11 protein-coding genes are annotated in these 17,896 nt (G+C 74.5%); 4 read left to right on the forward strand and 7 right to left on the reverse strand.

All coding sequences use genetic code 11. The features are described from left to right. Positions 1-3: 3 nt before the first annotated feature. The 7 genes from AB3388_RS16215 to AB3388_RS16245 all read right to left on the reverse strand — a co-directional run bounded on the left by AB3388_RS16215 (position 4) and on the right by AB3388_RS16245 (position 13,082). Entirely contained in the window at positions 4-2,394 is a 2,391-nt protein-coding gene (locus AB3388_RS16215; protein ID WP_495406329.1) for a glycoside hydrolase family 3 C-terminal domain-containing protein, read from the reverse strand. Next, complete coding sequence (locus AB3388_RS16220; RefSeq protein ID WP_495406330.1) at positions 2,394-5,027, reverse strand: family 78 glycoside hydrolase catalytic domain; 2,634 nt, start codon at positions 5,025-5,027, stop codon at positions 2,394-2,396. The genes AB3388_RS16215 and AB3388_RS16220 overlap by 1 nt, the downstream gene beginning before the upstream one ends. Continuing rightward, positions 5,024-7,423 (reverse strand): beta-glucosidase family protein, encoded by a 2,400-nt coding sequence (locus AB3388_RS16225; protein WP_495406331.1) that lies wholly within the window; start codon positions 7,421-7,423, stop codon positions 5,024-5,026. The genes AB3388_RS16220 and AB3388_RS16225 overlap by 4 nt, the downstream gene beginning before the upstream one ends. 69 nt (positions 7,424-7,492) lie before the next feature. Then, a complete protein-coding gene (locus tag AB3388_RS16230; RefSeq protein WP_495406332.1) occupies positions 7,493-8,500 on the reverse strand; it encodes an oligopeptide/dipeptide ABC transporter ATP-binding protein in 1,008 nt (335 codons plus the stop codon). Further along, a complete protein-coding gene (locus tag AB3388_RS16235) occupies positions 8,497-10,506 on the reverse strand; it encodes a dipeptide/oligopeptide/nickel ABC transporter permease/ATP-binding protein (protein ID WP_495406333.1) in 2,010 nt (669 codons plus the stop codon). The genes AB3388_RS16230 and AB3388_RS16235 overlap by 4 nt, the downstream gene beginning before the upstream one ends. Next, positions 10,503-11,444, reverse strand: coding sequence for an ABC transporter permease (locus AB3388_RS16240; protein ID WP_495406334.1), 942 nt, complete (start codon positions 11,442-11,444; stop codon positions 10,503-10,505). The genes AB3388_RS16235 and AB3388_RS16240 overlap by 4 nt, the downstream gene beginning before the upstream one ends. 81 nt (positions 11,445-11,525) lie before the next feature. Next, complete coding sequence (locus AB3388_RS16245; protein ID WP_495406335.1) at positions 11,526-13,082, reverse strand: ABC transporter substrate-binding protein; 1,557 nt, start codon at positions 13,080-13,082, stop codon at positions 11,526-11,528. Positions 13,083-13,269: 187 nt separating this feature from the next. Between AB3388_RS16245 and AB3388_RS16250 the strand changes: the two genes are divergently transcribed. From AB3388_RS16250 to AB3388_RS16265, 4 genes are all read left to right on the forward strand, one after another. Continuing rightward, positions 13,270-14,082, forward strand: coding sequence for an IclR family transcriptional regulator (locus AB3388_RS16250; protein ID WP_495406336.1), 813 nt, complete (start codon positions 13,270-13,272; stop codon positions 14,080-14,082). 201 nt (positions 14,083-14,283) lie between these two features. Further along, the gene (locus AB3388_RS16255) at positions 14,284-15,252 is read left to right on the forward strand and encodes an alpha/beta hydrolase (RefSeq protein WP_495406337.1); all 969 of its coding nucleotides are present in this window, start codon (positions 14,284-14,286) and stop codon (positions 15,250-15,252) included. Next, a complete protein-coding gene (locus AB3388_RS16260; protein ID WP_495406338.1) occupies positions 15,249-16,727 on the forward strand; it encodes a glycoside hydrolase family 43 protein in 1,479 nt (492 codons plus the stop codon). The genes AB3388_RS16255 and AB3388_RS16260 overlap by 4 nt, the downstream gene beginning before the upstream one ends. Next, on the forward strand, positions 16,724-17,896 hold the full coding sequence (locus tag AB3388_RS16265; protein WP_495406339.1) for a family 1 glycosylhydrolase: 1,173 nt from the start codon (positions 16,724-16,726) through the stop codon (positions 17,894-17,896). Before AB3388_RS16260 ends, AB3388_RS16265 begins: the two co-directional genes overlap by 4 nt.

The following is a 17,896-nucleotide window of genomic DNA, read 5'->3' on the forward strand; positions in this document are numbered from 1 at the left end:
CGGTCACAGCAGCGGAAGGCGGCAGCGGACGTCGCCGAGACCGCGGGCGATCAGCAGTTCCCCGTCACCGACCCGGTCCCAGCGCTGGGCGGCGGTGTCCCAGCGCCGCCACATGCGGGCGTCACAGGAGACGGTGACGTCCGCGGTCTGTCCGGCGTCCACCTCCGCGGCAGCCCAGCCGGCCAGCCGGACCGGCTGATCGGGTTCGGCCGGCGCGAGGTAGACCTGGACGACCTCGCGCGAGGCGCGGTCGCCGGTGTTGCGCAGGGTCACCGTGACGGCCGGGGCGTCGCCGCTCGTGTCGAGCCGGGCGTCGAGGTATTCCCACACGCCGTAGCCGAGGCCGGCGCCGAACCAGAACCGGGGCTCGGGTGCCCGGCCGGCGGCGTGGCCGCGATGACCGACGAAGGGGCCCTCCGCGTAGGAGAGGACACCGTCGTCGGGGCGGACCGACCAGGCCGGGCTGGCGCCGTCGGCGGCCGGCCACGTGGTGACCAGCCTCCCCGTGGGCTCCAGCTCGCCGAGCAGCGCGGCCGCGACGGCGGCACCGCCCTCCTGACCGGGCAGCCCGGCGACCAGGATGGCGTCGACCCGCCCGGCCCACGGCATGAGCACCGGGGTGGCCGCGTTGACCACGACAACGGTTCGGCGCGCGGCGGCGGCGACCGCCTCGACGAGCGCGTCCTGCGCGCCGGGCAGGGCCAGGGTGGTCTTGTCCTGCGACTCGGTCTCCTGCTCGGCGGTCAGGCCGACGACCACCACGGCGACGTCCGCCTCGTGGGCGGCCTCGACCGCAGCGGCGATGGCCCCGTCGTCCGGCACGGGGGCGGGACGGGCGACGAGCCCGACCATGGCGTGCGGGAGATCGCCGAGGTCGACCTCGGCCTCGACCTCCGTGGGCCCGACGACGGTGACGTCGAGCAGCCGCTGCGGCGGGGCCAGCAGCGACTCCCCGGGGGCGCCGGTCACCGGTGCGACCTCGAGCTCCCGGCGGAGGTCGCCGGCGGTGATCGACCAGGCGCCGATGCCGATGACGCCGAGCTGGAGCGGCCCGGTGTGGTCGATGCGGGCGCGCAGCCGGGCGCGGGTGCCGGGACGGTCCAGCTCGCCGCACCAGCCGAGCACCCGGCGGCAGTCGGCCAGGTGCTCGTCGGTGAGCAGGTCGCCGTCGGCGGTGGTGATCTGCAGCCGCAGGCCGGGGGTGCCGTCGACCGGGTCGGTGACGAAGCCGGGCCGCGCGGGCGGCGGTGAGGCGCCGACCTGCACGCCGCCGGCGTAGCTCAGCGTGCCGCCGTGCGCGTCGGCGAGCCCGTCGAGGATCGAGATCTGGTGCGGCGGGCTGACCTCCGCGGAGCCGCCACCCATGAGCAGCGTCTCGGCCGCCGGCACGCCGACGAGCGCGATGCGGCTGCCGGCGGCCAGCGGCAGCGTCGCGTCGTTGGTCAGCACGGTCATCCCGGCGACCGCCCACCGGCGCAGCGCCTCCCGGCGTGCCGGGGCGGTGGGCGGCGGGACCTCGGGCCACGCCCGCCCCGCACCGAGGCCGCCGACCCGGTCGGCGAGGCGCAGCAGCCGGCGCAGGGCGGCGTCGACCGTCGCCTCGGCGACCTCGCCGCGCTCCACGGCGGCCACGAGCTGCTCACCCCAGGGCCCGAACGGCCCGGGCAGGACGACGTCCAGGCCGCCGTTGATCGCCGCGGCCGTCGAGGAGGTGGCGAAGAAGTCCGACACCACCAGCCCCGGATAGCCCCACTCGCCCTTGATGATCCGGTTGAGCACCGTGTCGTGCTCGGTCGCCGGCACGCCGTTGACCCGGTTGTAGGCGGCCATGAGCAGCCACGCGTCGGCGTCGGTGATCGCGATCTCGAACGGCAGCAGGTAGACCTCGCGCAGGGTCGCCTGGTCGATCCGGACGTCGACGGTGTGCCGCTCGGTCTCCGCCTCGTTGCCGACCACGTGCTTCAGGCAGGCGGCCACGCCCCGCTCCTGCAGCCCCCGCACGTAGGCCGCCGCCAGGCGGCCGGTGAGCAGCGGGTCCTCGGAGAATGCCTCGAAGAGCCGGCCGCCCAGGGGGCTGCGGTGCAGGTTGATCGTCGGCCCCAGGACGACGTGCGTGCGAGCCCGGGCCGCCTCCTCGGCGAGGTAGCCGCCGACCTCGGCCAGAAGGTCCTCGTTCCACGAGCCGGCCAGCAGCGTGGCGTTGGGCAGCAGGCTGGTCGGCGCACCGCCGCTCTGCGACTGGCCCTTGACGCCCGTCGGCCCGTCGGACATCCCCAGCGGCGCCAGCCCGACCGTGTCGTCGCCGGTGAACGAGAAGAACGACGCCCCGGTCAGCAGGCGCACCTTCCCGGCGAGGTCCAGCTTCCCGATCAGGTCGTCGTGCCGGTCGCCCATCAGGCGATCCACGAGTGGACGTGCTCGCCGGGGCCGGCGACCGACGTGGTGCCGTCGGGCAGGACGATCTCGGCCTCGGTACCGGCGGGGACGACGACGCGCAGCTCGAAGGCCTCGCCGTCCCGGCGCCAGGCCGACTCGATGCGACCGTACGGGGACTCGTGCGCCGCCTCCGCGCGGGTCAGCCCTCCCCCGGGCCGCGGCCGCACCCGGAAGCGCCGGTACGCGGGCTCGAGCGGCTCGATGCCCGCCGTGTAGCGGTGCAGGAACGAGATCACCGCGCCCTTGGAGTAGTGGTTGAGCGACTCGTGCGGCACGCCGTCGGCGTCCACCCCGTGCCACGACTCCCACACCGTGGTGGCGCCCCTGTCGACCATGACCAGCCACGACGGCTCGCCGTCCTGCAGCAGCAGCTCGTAGGCGACGTCGAGGTGGCCGGTATTGGCGAGCACCGGCAGCAGGTACGGCGTCGCCAGGAACCCGGTGCCGAGGTGGGTGTCGGCCTTGCGGATCAGCTCGACCAGCCGCTCGGCGGCGGCCGGGCGCAGCTCCTCGGGCACCAGGCCGAACGCGAGCGCGCGGACGTGGTTGGCCTGGGTGTCGGGCGTGAGCCGGCCGTCCTCGAGGTACTCCGCCCGCCAGGCCTCCCGGGCCCCGTCGGAGAGCTCGGCGTACCGGGCGGCGTCGTCGTCCCTGCCCAGCAGCCGGGCGATCCGGGCCATGAGCCCGGCGCTGTGCGCGAGGTAGGCGGTCGCGACCTCGCCCTTGTCGGCCGTCGCGAACTCGTCCAGCGGGGCGGGGCCGTTGCCCGGCTCCAGCCACTCGCCCCAGTGGAAGCCGGTGTCCCACAGGTAGCGCTCGTGCGGCGCCGGGTCGGGACGGCGTGCGGCGCGCGACGGGTGGCGCTGCTCCCGCGCGGTGCGCTCGGCGCGGTCCAGCCAGCGGACCATCGTCGGCCACAGCTCCTCGAGGACCTGCACGTCGCCGTAGGCGCGGTGGATCTCCCAGGGCACGATCACCGCCGCGTCGCCCCAGCCGGCGGAGCCGTTGAGGAAGGCGATCGGCCCCTCCCGGCCCTCGGCGCGCGGGGTCGGGCTGATGTTGGCGACGGTGCCGTCGGGCCACTGGTCGGCCGCCACGTCGCGCAGCCACTTGGTCGAGAAGCCGGCGACGTCGTAGAGGAACGCGGCGGTCGGCACGAACAGCTGCCAGTCGCCGGTCCAGCCGTGCCGCTCGCGGTGCGGGCAGTCGGTGGGGATGTCGCAGGCGTTGTCGCGGAAGCTCCAGACGGCGGCCTCGTGGAAGCGGTTCAGCCGTTCGTCGGAGCTGGTGAACCAGCCGGTCCGGCGAAGGTCGGTGTGGACGACGACGCCGCGGACGTCGTCCACGGTGAGCTCGCCGGGGTGGCCCTCGATGCGCACGTACTGGAAGCCGTGCGTCGTCCGCCGGGGCTCGAACACGTCACCGGGCACGCCGGCGGAGACGACGACGTCGACCTGGCCGGTCGGCAGCGGGTGCGGCAGGAAGGGCAGGTCGGGGCGCAGGTTCTCCACCGTCAGGTCGCCGTCCGGGCCGAGCCACTCGCCGTGGGTCAGGGTGAGCGTGGTGCCGGCCGGCCCGAGGTCGGTCAGCCGGACCCAGCCGTTGATGTTCTGGCCGAGGTCGACCAGGTGGGCGCCCCCGGGCAGCCGGGTCACCGAGCGCGGGACGATCTCCTCGACCCGGCGCACCGGCGGGGCCGGCGAGTCGACCAGGCCGGCGAAGCCGTGCTCGACGACGGTGACGTCGTCCCAGTCCGTGTCGTCGAAGCCGGGGGCGTCCCAGCCGTCGGGACGCCGGGTCAGGTCCCACCGCTCGCCCGCGATGAGGTCGGCGGCGACCACGTGGCCGAGGCCGCTGCGCCAGCCCGGGCCGGTGCCGACGACGGTGACCTCGCCGTCCTCGTGCACGAGGTGCAGCTGGGCGAGCAGCGCCAGCCGGTCACCCCACTGCCGGTCGGCCCGCGTGATGCCGGTCTGCCCGCGGAACCAGCCGTCGGCGAGGACGACGCCGACCGCGTTGCCGCCCTCACGCACCGACTCCGTGACGTCGAAGGTCTGCACCTGGAGCCGCGCGTCGTACTGGGTGTAGCCCGGGGTCAGCTCGGCGTCGCCCACCCGGGAACCGTTGAGGAACGCCTCGTAGAGGCCCTGCGCGGTGGCGTGCAGCCGCGCGGCGACCACCGGCCGGTCCACGCCGAACTCGAACCGCAGCAGCGCGGCCGGGCGCCCGCCCTTCGGGCCGTCGGGCATGACCCCGGGCTCGACCCAGGAGGCCTGCCAGTCCTCGGTCCAGAGCAGCCCGGTCTCGAACGCGGCCGGCTCCGACACCGGGCTCTCGCCGAGGTCGGTGTCGACCTGCACCCGCCACTCGACCCGCTGCGAGGAGGTCAGCGGCGGCCCGGCGTAGGGCACCAGCAGGCTGGCGTCGCTGTCGACCCAGCCGGAGTCCCAGCCGTTGTCGCTGGTGATCCGGTAGGCGTGCTGCTCGCGGGCGCCGTCGGGCAGCCGCCAGGACAGCCGCGGTGCCGTCGTCCGGATGCCGAGGGCTGTGTCCAGGTGCTCGACGCGCAGGCCGTGCGGGGCGCCGCTCATGCCAGGGTCACCGTGGCCGACGTGCGGCCCTCTCCGGCGCTCGGGCCGGCGGTGAGGAGGACCGGGCCGGGCTCGACCACCCAGCCGTCGTCCCAGTGGCGCAGCGCCCGCCGGTGGATCCGCACCGGGACGTCGACGACCTCGCCGGGGTCGGCGTGCACGACGGCGAAGCCGGCCAGCCAGCACGCCGGGCGCTCGACCGCCGACTCCGGCCGGGAGGCGTAGACCTGCACGACCTGCTTGCCGCGCCGGGCGCCGGTGTTGCGCACCCGGACGGTGACGGTCAGCCCGTCGGGGACTTTCCGCGCCGAAAGTCCCTCCCACTCCCAGGTGGTGTAGCCGAGGCCGTGCCCGAGCCAGAAGGCCGGCTCGGTCCACGAGGCGAGGTAGCCGCGGTGCCCGATGTGCAGGCCCTCGGCGTACTCCAACCGGCCGTCGGCCGGGGTCGTGCCGAGCACCGGGGCGTCGGCCATGGCCTTCGGCCAAGTGGTGGGCAGCCGGCCGCCAGGCTCGACCTCGCCGAGCAGGACGTCGGCCAGCGCGTTGCCGAACTCCATGCCGGGGAACCAGGCCACCAGGACGGCGGCCACCTCGTCCCGCCACGGCAGCTCCACCGGCGCGCCGGCGTTGACCACCACGACGGTGCGCGGGTTGACCGCGGCCACAGCGCGGACCAGCTCGTCCTGCCGGCCGGGCAGGGCCAGCGAGGTGCGGTCGAAGCCCTCGCTCTCGACGTCCTCGCTGGTGCCGACGACGACCACCGCGACGTCGCTGGTGCGCGCCAGCTCGACGGCGTGCGCGAGCTCCTCGTCGGCCGGGCGCAGCGGCAGCCCGACGACCAGGCCGGCGCAGAAGAGGAACGCGTCGGCCGGCCAGCGGTAGCGGATGACGACCTCGGACGTCTCGCCCGCCCGCAGGGGCACGACCGCCGCGTGCTGCGGACCCCGCTGGAAGATCTCCTCCACGTCGGGCGCGGCCTGGTGCACGACCCCGCCGGCCAGGTGCGCGCCGTCGACCTCGAGGGCGCACTCGCCGAAGCCCGTGGCGCCGAGCCGCCACGCGCCGTCCTCGTCCGGCCGGAACCGCGTGCGGAGCTCGACCGCGACCGCGCCGGCCGGCACGTCGCGGGCCAGCTTGACGAGGATCGCCGTCCCGGCGTCCTGCTCGGCGACGGTGTCGCCGTCGGCGTCGAGCCAGCGCAGCCGGACGCCGTCGAGCTCGTCGGCCCGTGCCGGGCGCAGCTTGTCCGACAGCGCCGTGCCGACGGCGGCGACCACCTCGGCGCCACCCAGGGCCGCGGTCAGACCGGCGACCGGGGTGACCAGGTACGGCAGGGGCACGGTGGCCGAGCCGCCGCCCAGGGCACGCGCGTCGCGGGCGCCGGGGCCGACGACGGCCACCCGCCGCAGCTCCTCGGCGCGCAGCGGCAGCAGGCCGTCGTTGCGCAGCAGGACCGTGCCGGCCGCGGCAGCCTCGCGGGCCACCGGGGAGGCGTCCTCGATCCGGCCGGGTGCGGTCTTCTCCGTCTCGACGCTCTCCAGCGCGCCGGTTCGGGCGGCGAGCAGGAGCAGCCGGCGCACCTTGGCGTCGATTGCGGCCTCAGGCACGCGGCCGGCCCGCACCGCTTCGACCAGCGCCTCGCCCCACGTCGCGTCCGGGCCGGGCATGGCCAGATCCAGTGCGGCGCGGGCGGCGGGTTCGCCGTGGTAGAGCGCGTCCCAGTCGGAGACGACGACGCCGTCGAAGCCCCACTCGCCCTTCAGCGGCTCGGCGAGCAGGTCGTTCTCGGTCATCGGTGCGCCGTTGACGCCGTTGTAGGCGGCCATGACCAGCCACGGGTCGGCGTCCTCGACGACCGCTTCGAACGGCGCCAGGTACAGCTCGCGCAGCGTGCGCTCGTCGACGCGGTTGTCGACGGTCTGGCGGTCGGTCTCGGCATCGTTGGCCACGTAGTGCTTGGGGCAGGCGCCGATCCCCCGCTCCTGCACGCCGCGCACGTAGGCGGTGGCGAGCCGGCCCGACAGCAGCGGGTCCTCGCTGAAGCACTCGAAGTGCCGACCGCCCAGCGGCGAGCGGTGCAGGTTGATCGTCGGCCCGAGGACGACGTCGACGTTCTTGCGCACCGCCTCACCGGCCAGCAGCCCGCCGATGCGGTGCAGCAGCTCCTCGTCCCAGGACGCCGCCATGGCCGAGCTCGACGGCAGCGCGGCGGACGGATCGAGCTCGGTGTCGGTGCCGCCGCGCACGCCGATCGGCCCGTCGGACACGGTCATCGACCGCAGTCCGATCTCGGGCACCGCCTGCGTCGTCCACACCCCCGCCCCGGACAGCAGGCGCACCTTGGTCGCGAGGTCCAGCTTGCTGAGCAGTGCGTCGATCTCGACGTCGGAAGGCACAGTTCTCCAGTTCTCGGTGCGCTTTGTCGCGATGAAGCACGCGTGCTTCCTCGCGACAAAGCGCAGGGTTCAGAGGGCGGCGGGGACGCGCTCGGCGTGGTGGCAGGCGGTGAGGGTGTCGCCGACCAGCCGCAGCGGCGGGCGCTGCTCGACGCAGACGTCGGTGGCCAGCGGGCAGCGCGGCACGAACGGGCACCCCGCGGACGACGGCTGCGCGGCGCCCGCGGTACCGAACCCGGCGGCTTCCCGCGCGGCCCGGCGGGCGGCCTGCTCGGCCGGCCGCGGCACCGGGGCCGCCGCGGTCAGCGCGACCGTGTACGGGTGCCGCGGGGCCCGGGTGACCGGCTCGACCGGCCCGGTCTCCATGACCTGCCCGCGGTAGAGCACCACCGCGCGCTGGGCGAGGAACCGGACGACGCCGAGGTCGTGCGCGATGAACAGGAACGCCAGGCCGCGCTGGTCGCGCAGGTCGGCCAGCAGGTTGAGCACCTGCGCCTGGGTGGAGAGGTCCAGCGCCGACACCGGCTCGTCGAGGACGACGACCTTCGGGTCGCACACCAGCGCGCGGGCGATGGCGATCCGCTGCCGCTGCCCGCCGGAGAACTGCGACGGGTAGCGGTCGATCGCCTCGCCGGGCAGGCCGACCGACTCCAGGCCGGCGCGCGCCTTGGCCAGCGCGGGCTCGCCCTTGACGCCCATCAGCCGCAGCGGCTCGACCAGCGTCTGGCCGATCGTGCGGGCCGGGTTGAGCGAGGAGTACGGGTCCTGGAAGACGACCCGCAGGTCGGCCACCGCCCGGCTGCGCTCCTTGAGCGACATCGAGGTGATGTCCCGGCCGTGCAGCTTCACCGTGCCGGCCGCCGGCGGGTGCAGGCCGAGCACGGCCTTGCCGATCGTCGACTTGCCCGAGCCGGACTCCCCGACCAGGCCGACGGTCTCCCCGGGCAGGATGTCGAAGCTGACGCCGTCCACCGCCCGGGTCGCCTTCCTCGCCTTGCGGCCGGAGCCGTAGCGGACGACGAGGTCGCGGATCTCGAGGGCGGGGGTGGTGGCCTGGTCCTGGGTGGCGGCGGTCATGAGGACACTCCAGCGGTCTCGTCGGCGGGCTCGAGCGGCTCGTGGCCGGGCACGGTCTCCGCGCCGGCCTCCTCCGCCTCCCAGGTGACGTGCGCGCGGGCCAGCTCGTCGACGCGGATGCAGAGCACCGAGCCGTCGCCGTGGGCGGGCAGCTCCGGGAAGGGCACCGTGCACTTCTCCTGCGCGAACCGGCAGCGGCTGGCGAAGCGGCAGCCGTTCGGCCACGACCCGGGCGGCGGGACGGTGCCGGGGATGGAGGCCAGCCGCTCGGGCACCGGCTCGCCGTCGGGCACGTGCGGGTTCGCGCCGAGCAGCGCCATCGTGTACGGGTGGGCCGGCTCGTCCAGCACGCGCGCCGCGGTGCCGGACTCGACGACGGTGCCGGCGTACATGACGGCGACGTCGTCGCAGATGTCGGCGACCACGCCGAGGTCGTGGCTGACGATCACGACCGACAGCCGGGTGTCGTGCACGAGCCGGCGCAGCAGCGAGAGGATCTCCGCCTGCACGGTCACGTCGAGGGCGGTGGTGGGCTCGTCGGCGATCAGCAGCGTGGGCTCCCCGGTCAGCGCCAGCGCGATGCAGACCCGCTGCGCCATGCCGCCCGAGAGCTGGTGCGGGTAGCTCTTCAGCACCCGCTCGGCGTCGACGATGCCGACCTGCTGCAGGAGCTCGGCCGCGATCCGCCGGGCCTCGCCCCGGCCCACGCCGCGGAAGCGGCGGATCGGGCCGGTCAGCTGGTAGGCGATCGAGAACATCGGGTCGAGGGCGACCATCGGCTCCTGGGAGATCATCGCGATCTCCCGGCCCCGGGTCGCGGTCAGCTGCTTGCCGGACGCCCCGACGAGCTGGCGGCCGTCCCACAGGATCGAGCCGCCGGTCACCGAGACGCCGTCGGGCAGGAGGCCCATCAGCGAGCGCGCGGTCATCGTCTTGCCGCACCCGGACTCGCCGACGAGTCCGAGCACCGTGCCCTCGCGCAGCTCGAAGGAGACGCCCGTGACCAGGTCGGGCCCGTCGTCCACCGCGATGGTCAGGTCGCGCACCTCGAGGACGGCGTCCGCGTCGGCCGGGCCGTCGACCGCCGGCGGCGCCACGACCGGCTTGCGGCGGCGGACGCGGGGCTGCTCGGCCTTCGCCTTGCCGGCGATCGCGTCGGCCAGCTCGTTGGCCGCGACGACGGTCAGCGCCAGCACCAGGCCGGTCGGCACGAGCAGCCACGGCGCGTCGAAGACGTGCCCGGAGGCGTCCTGGATCATGAAGCCCCAGCTCGGCTCCGGCTCGCCCGGACCGAAGCCGAGGAAGGCGAGGCCGGCGACGATGAGCAGGCCGATGCCGAACAGCTGCGCGGCCTGCACCGCGACCACCGTCGCCATGGACGGCAGCACGTGCAGCAGGTTCACCCGCAGCGACCCCAGGCCGTTGACCCGCGCGGCGTCGACGTAGAGCCGCTGGCGCACCGACTGCGCGACGCCCAGCAGCACGCGGTAGACCGCGGCGGAGATCAGCACGCCGAGGATCGCCATGACCACGTACAGCTTGTTGCCGATCGCGCCGATGACGGCGAGCAGGATGATCGTCGAGGGCAGCGCGAGGAAGACCTCCGTGATGCGGCTGATCACCCGCTCGACCCGCGGGCCGCGCTCGGCGGCGACGAGCGCGAGCGGCAGGCCGATGCCGAAGGCGACGAGCAGCATCAGCGCCGAGGACAGCAGCGGCAGCGCGCCGGCGGTGAAGATCCGGGACAGCAGGTCGCGGCCCAGCGGGTCGGTGCCCAGCCAGTGCGCGCCGGAGGGCAGCGCGAGCCGGTTCGCGGTGTCCTGCTGGGTGACGTCGTAGGGCCGCCACCACGCCGCGGTGAGCGAGGCCACGATGACGAAGGTCAGCCAGGCGGCGCCGAAGACCCCGCCGGGACGGCGGAGGAAGCCGGGCAGGCCGCGGCGGCGGGCCGGGGGGACCGGCTCGGTGGCGACCTCGTCGGCCGCGTCGAGGGGCAGGACGCTCATGAGGTGCGCACCTTCGGGTCGAGAGCGGCGACGACGAGGTCGAGCAGCAGGTTGATGACGACGACCACCACGGTGGCGATGAGGACGACGCCGATCAGCGCCGGGAAGTCGTGCGAGGACGCCGACGACTGGCTGGCCTGGCCGAGGCCGGGCAGCGCGAAGAGGTTCTCGATGATCACCGAGCCGCCGAAGAGCGCGATGAACTGGATGCCCAGGGTGGAGACCACCGGCACGCTGGCGAAGCGCAGCGCGTGCACGTAGCGGATCCGCCACTCCGGCGTCCCCATGGCGCGCAGGGTCCGGATGTGTTCCTGCCCGAGGGCATCGCGCATGCCGGCGTTGGCGGTCCGGGCGATGATCGCCGCGCCGCCGACGGTCAGCGTGAGCACCGGGAGCAGCAGGCTGTCGAACCAGGCGGCTGGATCGGCGGTGAACTCGACGTATCCCGTGGCCGGGAGCAGCTCGAGCTGGATGGCCAGCACGTAGACGAGCAGGACGCCGACCCAGAAGGCCGGCAGCGAGAGCGCCACACCGGCGCCGGAGGTGATGAACTTGCCGAACCGGCCGCCGCGGACCGCCGCGGTGACCCCGAGGAACACGCCCACGACGCCGGACAACAGCGTGGCGAACAGCGCGATGAAGCCGGTGACCGGCAGCCGGTCGGCCAGGTCCGAGCCGATGTCGCGGCCGTCGATGAGCGACGTCCCCAGGTCGAACCGGACCAGCTGGCCCAGGTAGTCGAAGAACTGGACGAACAGCGGCCGGTTCCAGCCGAGCGCGTCGTTCTCCGCGGCGATCTCGGCCGGGGTGGCGCCCGGTCCCAGACGCACCGCGCCGGGGGTGCCGTCGCCCGCGTGCACGAGCAGGAAGGTGATCAGCACAGCGGCGAGCACCGTGCCGACGGCCAGGGCCAGCCGCTTCGCGACATAGGTGAGCATCGGGGGTCCTCGTCCGCTCCGGGTGGTCAGGGGTGCGGGCGGCGGGTGGCCGCGGCTCGTGCCGCGGCCACCCGCCGTCGCTCAGCTCGCCGGCTGGATCGCCGAGAGCACCAGGTAGTTGTTCGTCCCCGCGAACTCGGGCTCGGCCACCTTCGCGGCGTTGTAGCCGTAGTAGGTGAAGTCCTCGTACACCGGGATGTACCAGGCGTGCTCGGTGAGGGCCCGGTTGAGCGCGGTCAGCGCCTGCTCCTGGGCGTCACCCGTCGCGCCCAGCGCGCCACCGAGCGACTGCTCGATCGCCGGCTCCTTGGCGCCCTGCGTGTTCATGAAGCCGCCGTAGACGACGCCGGCGATGAACCCGGCCGGGTTGGCGCCGACGGCGAACGGGCCCCAGATCACCGGGTCGGTGTTGACCGCGGCGAAGACCTGGTCGGTCGAGGTGGCGACGATGAAGTTCACCGTGATGCCGACCTCGGCCAGCTGACCCTGGATGGCCACCTGGTCCTCGTCCGGCTGCCCGAGCACCGTCTGGTTGATCTCGAAGCCGTCCGGGAAGCCGGCCTCGGCGAGCAGCTGCTTGGCCTTGGCCGGGTCGTAGCCGAACTCCTCGTCGAGCGCCGCGTCGAAGCCGGGGGCACCCTCGGGGAACAGCTGCGAGGTCGGCCGCGAGCCGTCGTGCAGGTCGTTGATTAGCTTCTCGCGGTCGATGGCGTAGCCGATCGCCAGGCGGGCCTTCTCGCTGGCGAAGGCGGGGTTGGTGGCGCCGGTCTTGTCGGTGACCGGGAAGCCGACGATGGTGCCGCCGATGCTGACGGTGCTCTGCCGCGACTCGACCAGGTCGATGGTGGTCGGGTCGAGGATGCCGGCGACGTCGGCCTGGCCGGAGACGACGGCGTTGGCCAGGGCCTGCGGGTCGGTGATCACGTCGAAGACGATCGAGTCGTAGGCCCAGTCGGCCGCGTCGTGCGCGTCGGCCTTCTTGTCGAGCGTGTAGGTGCTCGCCCGGGTCGTCTCGTCGGTGTTGAGCTCGTAGGCGCCCGAGCCGTCCGGCGTCGTCTTGAGCGAGTCCGGGTCGGCGACGGCGTCGGGGCCGACGATGATGCCGGCCGTGTCGACCAGGTTGTTCTCCGGAGCCGCCTGCGGCGCCTTCCAGGTGATGACGACGGTCTGCGCGTCCGGGGCCTGGACGTCGGCGATCTCCGCGGCCTGGCCGGGGGCGATCGAGCCGTAGGCCTCGAGGTCGGGGTCGCTGCGGCGGTCGAGGTTGGCCTTGACCACGGTGGAGTCCAGCGCCTTGCCGTCGGCGAACGTGACGTCGTCGCGCAGGGTCAGCGTGGTCTGCAGGTTGTCGGGGCTGTTCGAGAAGTCGGTGACCAGGCTGCCCTTCACCGTGCCGTCGGGCTGGGTGACGAACAGCGAGTCGTACAGGGCGGCGAAGAACTGGAACTGGCCCTGCGAGTAGAGCAGCGCGTCGTAGCCGTTCGGTGCGGCGTCGGCGTCCAGCGCGATGGTGACGGTGTCCTCGGCGCTCTGGCTGCTCGCGCCGCCGCCACCGCCCCCACCGCTGCACGCGGCGAGCGACGTCACGGCCGCGGCCGTGACCAGCGCCGCGCCGGTCCGGAAGGTGAATCGATTCATGCTGCTGTGGCTCCTTCGCCTGACAACGGAGGGGTCATGGGACGGCCTGGGTCGGCCGGGCCGTGGCGTGCCGCCCGGCTCGGCTGGAAACGATGCGGGCCACGTCACAGGGGCGTCAGGCACAATGCCAACCAATGGAAAACAACTGTGGCGCCCGCCTCATGGGTGAACATCAGGAAACCCACCCGTGACCGGCGCATCCGCCGAGCCGGCCCGCGTCCGCGGCAAGCGGCCCCCGCAGGGCGATCCCGTCGTCGACCGGGCGTTCGCGCTGCTCGGCGCGTTCGACGCCGGCCACCGGTCGCTGACCCTCGGCGAGCTGAGCCGGCGCAGCGGCATCCCGACCAGCTCGACGCTGCGGCTGGCCACCCGGCTCATGGCCTGGGGCGCGCTGGAGCGCGGCACGGACGGCCGGTTCACCATCGGCCTGCGGCTGTGGGAGGTCGCCTCGCTGGCGCCGCGCGGCCAGGGCCTCAAGCAGGTGGCGCTGCCCTTCATGGGCGACCTCGAGGAGGTCACCCGCCAGCACGTGCTGCTCGCCGTCCGCGAGGGCCAGGAGGCGCTGCTGGTCGAGCGGCTGTCCGCGCACGGGGCGATGTCGGTGCTCTACCGCGTCGGCGGCCGGCTGCCGCTGCACTCGACCGGGGTCGGCCTGGTGCTGCTCGCCTTCGCGGAGACGGGCTTCCAGGAGTCGGTGCTGGCCCAGCCGCTGATGCACCAGCCGGAGAACGTCGCCGTCTCCCCTGCCGCGCTGCGCCGGACGCTGGCCGAGATCCGCCGCGAGGGCATCTCCACGCTGCGCCGGCGCACGCCGCAGCCGCTGGTCAGCGTCGCCGCGCCGATCTTCGGCGCCGACGACCGCATCGCGGCGGCGCTGTCGGTGGTGGTGCCGCAGGAGAACGCGGAGCCGCGGCTGCTCGGCCCCGCCGTCCGGACGGCGGCGCGCTCCATCTCCCGTGGCCTCGGCGCCCGCCGCTCGATCGGTTACACCGGCTCCTGAGCCGCCGGGCGAGATCTGCACAGTCGCCCTCTTCCGGGGCGCGATAGCGGCCAGTGTGCAGATCTCGCCCGGAGGGGCGTTCCGCTCAATGGCAGAGCCGTGGGATCTGCCCGCCCGCCCGGGCGATGCTCGCGACAGCGCCCGTGGCGGGCGCCACACTTCGGCCCCGCCGCGGGCCGCTTCATGCCCGGAGGTTGCCCAGTGCCGATCCACCCGGCGATCGCCTCGAAGCTGCACCTGCTCGAGGGCATCATCTCGTTCGAGACCGCCATGGCCGACCCGGCCCAGCGCGCCCTGCTCGACGAGTTCATGTCGATCACCGGCGCACCGGAGCCGCCCGCCGTCGAAACCCGCGACGAGGCGGCCCCCGGCCCGCACGGCCCCGTGCCGGTGCGCGTGTACCTGCCCGCCGAGTCCGGCCCGGACCGCCCCGCACTGGTGTGGGTCCACGGCGGCGCGTTCGTCGGCGGCGACCTGGCGATGCCGGAGGCCGACTGGACCGCCCGCCAGATCTGCGAGCGCGCGGGCGCAGTCGTCGTCAGCGTCGACTACCGGCTCTGCCTCGACGGGATCCACTACCCGGTCCCCCACGACGACGTGGTCGCCGCCTTCCGCTGGGTGCGCGACAACGCCGCCGATCTCGGCATCGACGCCGGGCGGATCTCCCTCGGCGGCGCCAGCGCCGGCGGCAACCTGTCGATCGGCGCCGCGCTGAAGCTGCGGGACGAGGACGGTGCGCCGCCGGCCGCGCTGCTGCCGATCTACCCCGTCGCGCACGCCGTCGTCCCGCCGGCGTCGGCGTCGCTCGCCGCGAGGATGGCCGAGGTCCCCGACGTCCTGCGCTTCTTCCCGCCGCAGACGAAGTGGTTCAACGAGAACTACCTCGGCGGGCCGCTGTCCACCGCCGACGGCTACGCGTTCGGCGCCCAGGGCGTGCTCGAGGGGCTGTGCCCGACGCTGGTCATCAACGCCGAGTACGACGACCTGCGAGCCTCCGGTGAGGCGTTCGTGGCGCAACTGGCGCTGGCCGGCGTGGACGTCCGGCAGGTCACCGCCGTGGGCATGCTGCACGGCTTCCTCAACACCCGGCCCGACATCGAGCCGGTCGGGCAGGCCCTGGACCTCATGGCCGAGGTCGTCGCCGGCGGCCGGGTGCGGGTTCTCGCGTGAACCCGCTGATCCCCGGCTTCAACCCCGACCCCAGCATCGTCCGCGTCGACGGCACCTACTACCTGGTGACCTCGACGTTCGAGTACCTGCCGGCGCTGCCGGTGTACCGCAGCACCGATCTGGTCGAGTGGGAGCACATCGGCAACGTCGCGACCCGCCCGGAGCAGGTCGACCTGGAGAAGGTGCCGACCCCGGGCGGTGTCTGGGCGCCGACGATCCGGTACCGGGACGGCGTCTTCCACGTGATCGTCACGGTCTTCCTCGGCGGCCGCGGCTGCGTCGTCTTCACGGCGACCGACCCCGCCGGGCCGTGGAGCGACGGGACGGCGATCCCCGCGGTCGACGGCATCGACCCCGACCTCGCCTGGGACGACGACGGCACCGCCTACGTCACCTATGCCAAGCACCCCCACGCGATCCGGCAGGTGAAGGTCGACCTGGCCGCCGGCGAGGCGCTGGAGGAGCCCCGCGCGCTGTGGGCCGGCAGCGGGCTCTACTCCCCCGAGGGCCCGCACCTCTACCGCCGCGGCGAGCACTGGTACCTGCTGGCCGCCGAGGGCGGCACCGACCGCGGGCACGCCGTCACCGTGGCCCGCGGCCCGTCTCCGGAGGGCCCGTGGGAGAGCTGCCCGGCGAACCCGGTGCTCACCGCCGCGGGCAGCGGGTCCCCGGTGCAGAGCACCGGCCACGCCGACCTGGTCGACACCGCCGACGGCGGGACGGCGATGGTGCACCTCGGCGTCCGCCCGGTCGGGCTGGCGCAGGCGTTCTCGCCGCTCGGGCGCGAGACGTTCCTGACCGCGGTCGACTGGGTGGACGGCTGGCCCCAGGCGCGGCTGCCCGAGCTCGCGCCCGGTGCGGGGGTCGAGGAGGCGTTCGACCTGACCGACCCGGCCGCGCTCGACGACCCGGGCTGGCTCGCCGTCCGCCGCACCCCGGCCTCCGTGGGGACGACGACCCCGGCGGGCCTGGCGATCACCGGCGACGGGACGACGCTCGACGACCCGCGGCCGTCGTTCCTCGGCCGCCGCCAGCGCCACCTGCGCGCGACGGTCGCGACCCGCGTCGACGCCTCGCGCGGCACCGGCGGCCTGGCCGCCCGCTACGGCGAGGACCACTGGTTCGCCATCGAGGCCGCGCCCGACGGCACGGTCACCGCGCGGGCGCAGCTGGCCGGGCTGGACCACACGTGGACGGCCGTCCTCCCGGCCGGCGAGGTCGAGCTGCGCCTGGAGATGACGCCGCCGCCGTCCGACTTCTCCGCCGGCGCCGTGGGCGGCGACCGCATCCGGCTGGTCGCCACGCCTGCCGATGGGGAGGACGTCGTCCTCACCGAGCTGGACGGGCGCTACTGGACCTTCGAGGTCGCCAAGTCCTTCACCGGCCGCGTCGTCGGCCTCTACGCCACCGAGGGCACCGTCGCCTTCGCCGACTTCCGCTACCGCGGCAGCGACTCCGAGGAGATCAGCGCATGACCACCTTCCCCGACGGCTTCCTCTGGGGCGCGGCGACCGCCGCCCACCAGGTCGAGGGCGGCAACGTCAACAACGACCACTGGGAGCTCGAGCACGTCCCGCACTCGCCGTTCGCCGAGCCCAGTGGCGACGCCTGCGACTCCTACCACCGGTGGGCCGAGGATCTCGACCTGGTGGCCCGGTCCGGCCTGAACACCTACCGGTTCAGCCTGGAGTGGAGCCGGATCGAGCCGGCGGAGGGCGAGTTCTCCCGGGCGGCGCTGGACCACTACCGGCGCATGGTCGACGGCTGCCACGACCGCGGGCTGTCCCCGATCGTCACGCTCGTCCACTTCACCCAGCCGCGCTGGCTGCTGCACGACGGCGGCTGGACCGGCCCGAAGACCGGCGACCGGATCGCCCGCTTCGCCGAGTTCGCGCTGCCGGCGGTCGAGGACGCCGCGTACGTCGCCACGATCAACGAGCCCAACCTCATGGCCGCCCAGCCGGTGCTCGCCGGCATGGCGATGCGCGGGGAGCCGATCCACGGCCTGCCCCGACCCGATCAAGGCGTCGCCGAGGCGCTGCTCGACCTGCACGACCGCGCCCGCGAGGTGTTCCGGGGCGCCGGGCTGCGGACGGGCATGACCCTGATCGGCCGGGAGAACATCGCCGAGGACGGCGGCGACGCCGTGCTGCGCGAGGAGGTCGCCGCGTTCGAGGACCAGTTCCTGCAGGCGGCCGAGGGCGACGACTGGGTGGGGCTGCAGATCTACACCTGCGCCCGCTTCGGCCCGGACGGCCTGATCCCGCCGGCGCCGGAGCTGCAGACCCTCGCCCACGGCATGGAGCGCCGCCCGGAGGCGCTCGGCGCGGCCGTCGCCCGGGCCGCCGAGGTGCTGCCGGGCACGCCGATTCTGGTCACCGAGAACGGCATCGCGACCGCCGACGACGAGGACCGGATCCGGTTCACCACCGACGCGCTGCGCGGCCTGGCCGGGGCGATCGCCGGCGGCGCCGACGTCCGCGGCTACGTGCACTGGAGCCTGCTGGACAACTTCGAGTGGATGCTGGGCTACCGGCCCACGTTCGGCCTGGTCGGCGTCGACCGGCAGACGTTCGCGCGCACGCCGAAGCCCAGCCTGGCGTGGCTCGGCGACGTCGCCCGCAGCAACGGGCGAACGATATGA

The sequence above is a fragment of the Geodermatophilus sp. SMS 5-13 genome, assembly GCF_059428245.1.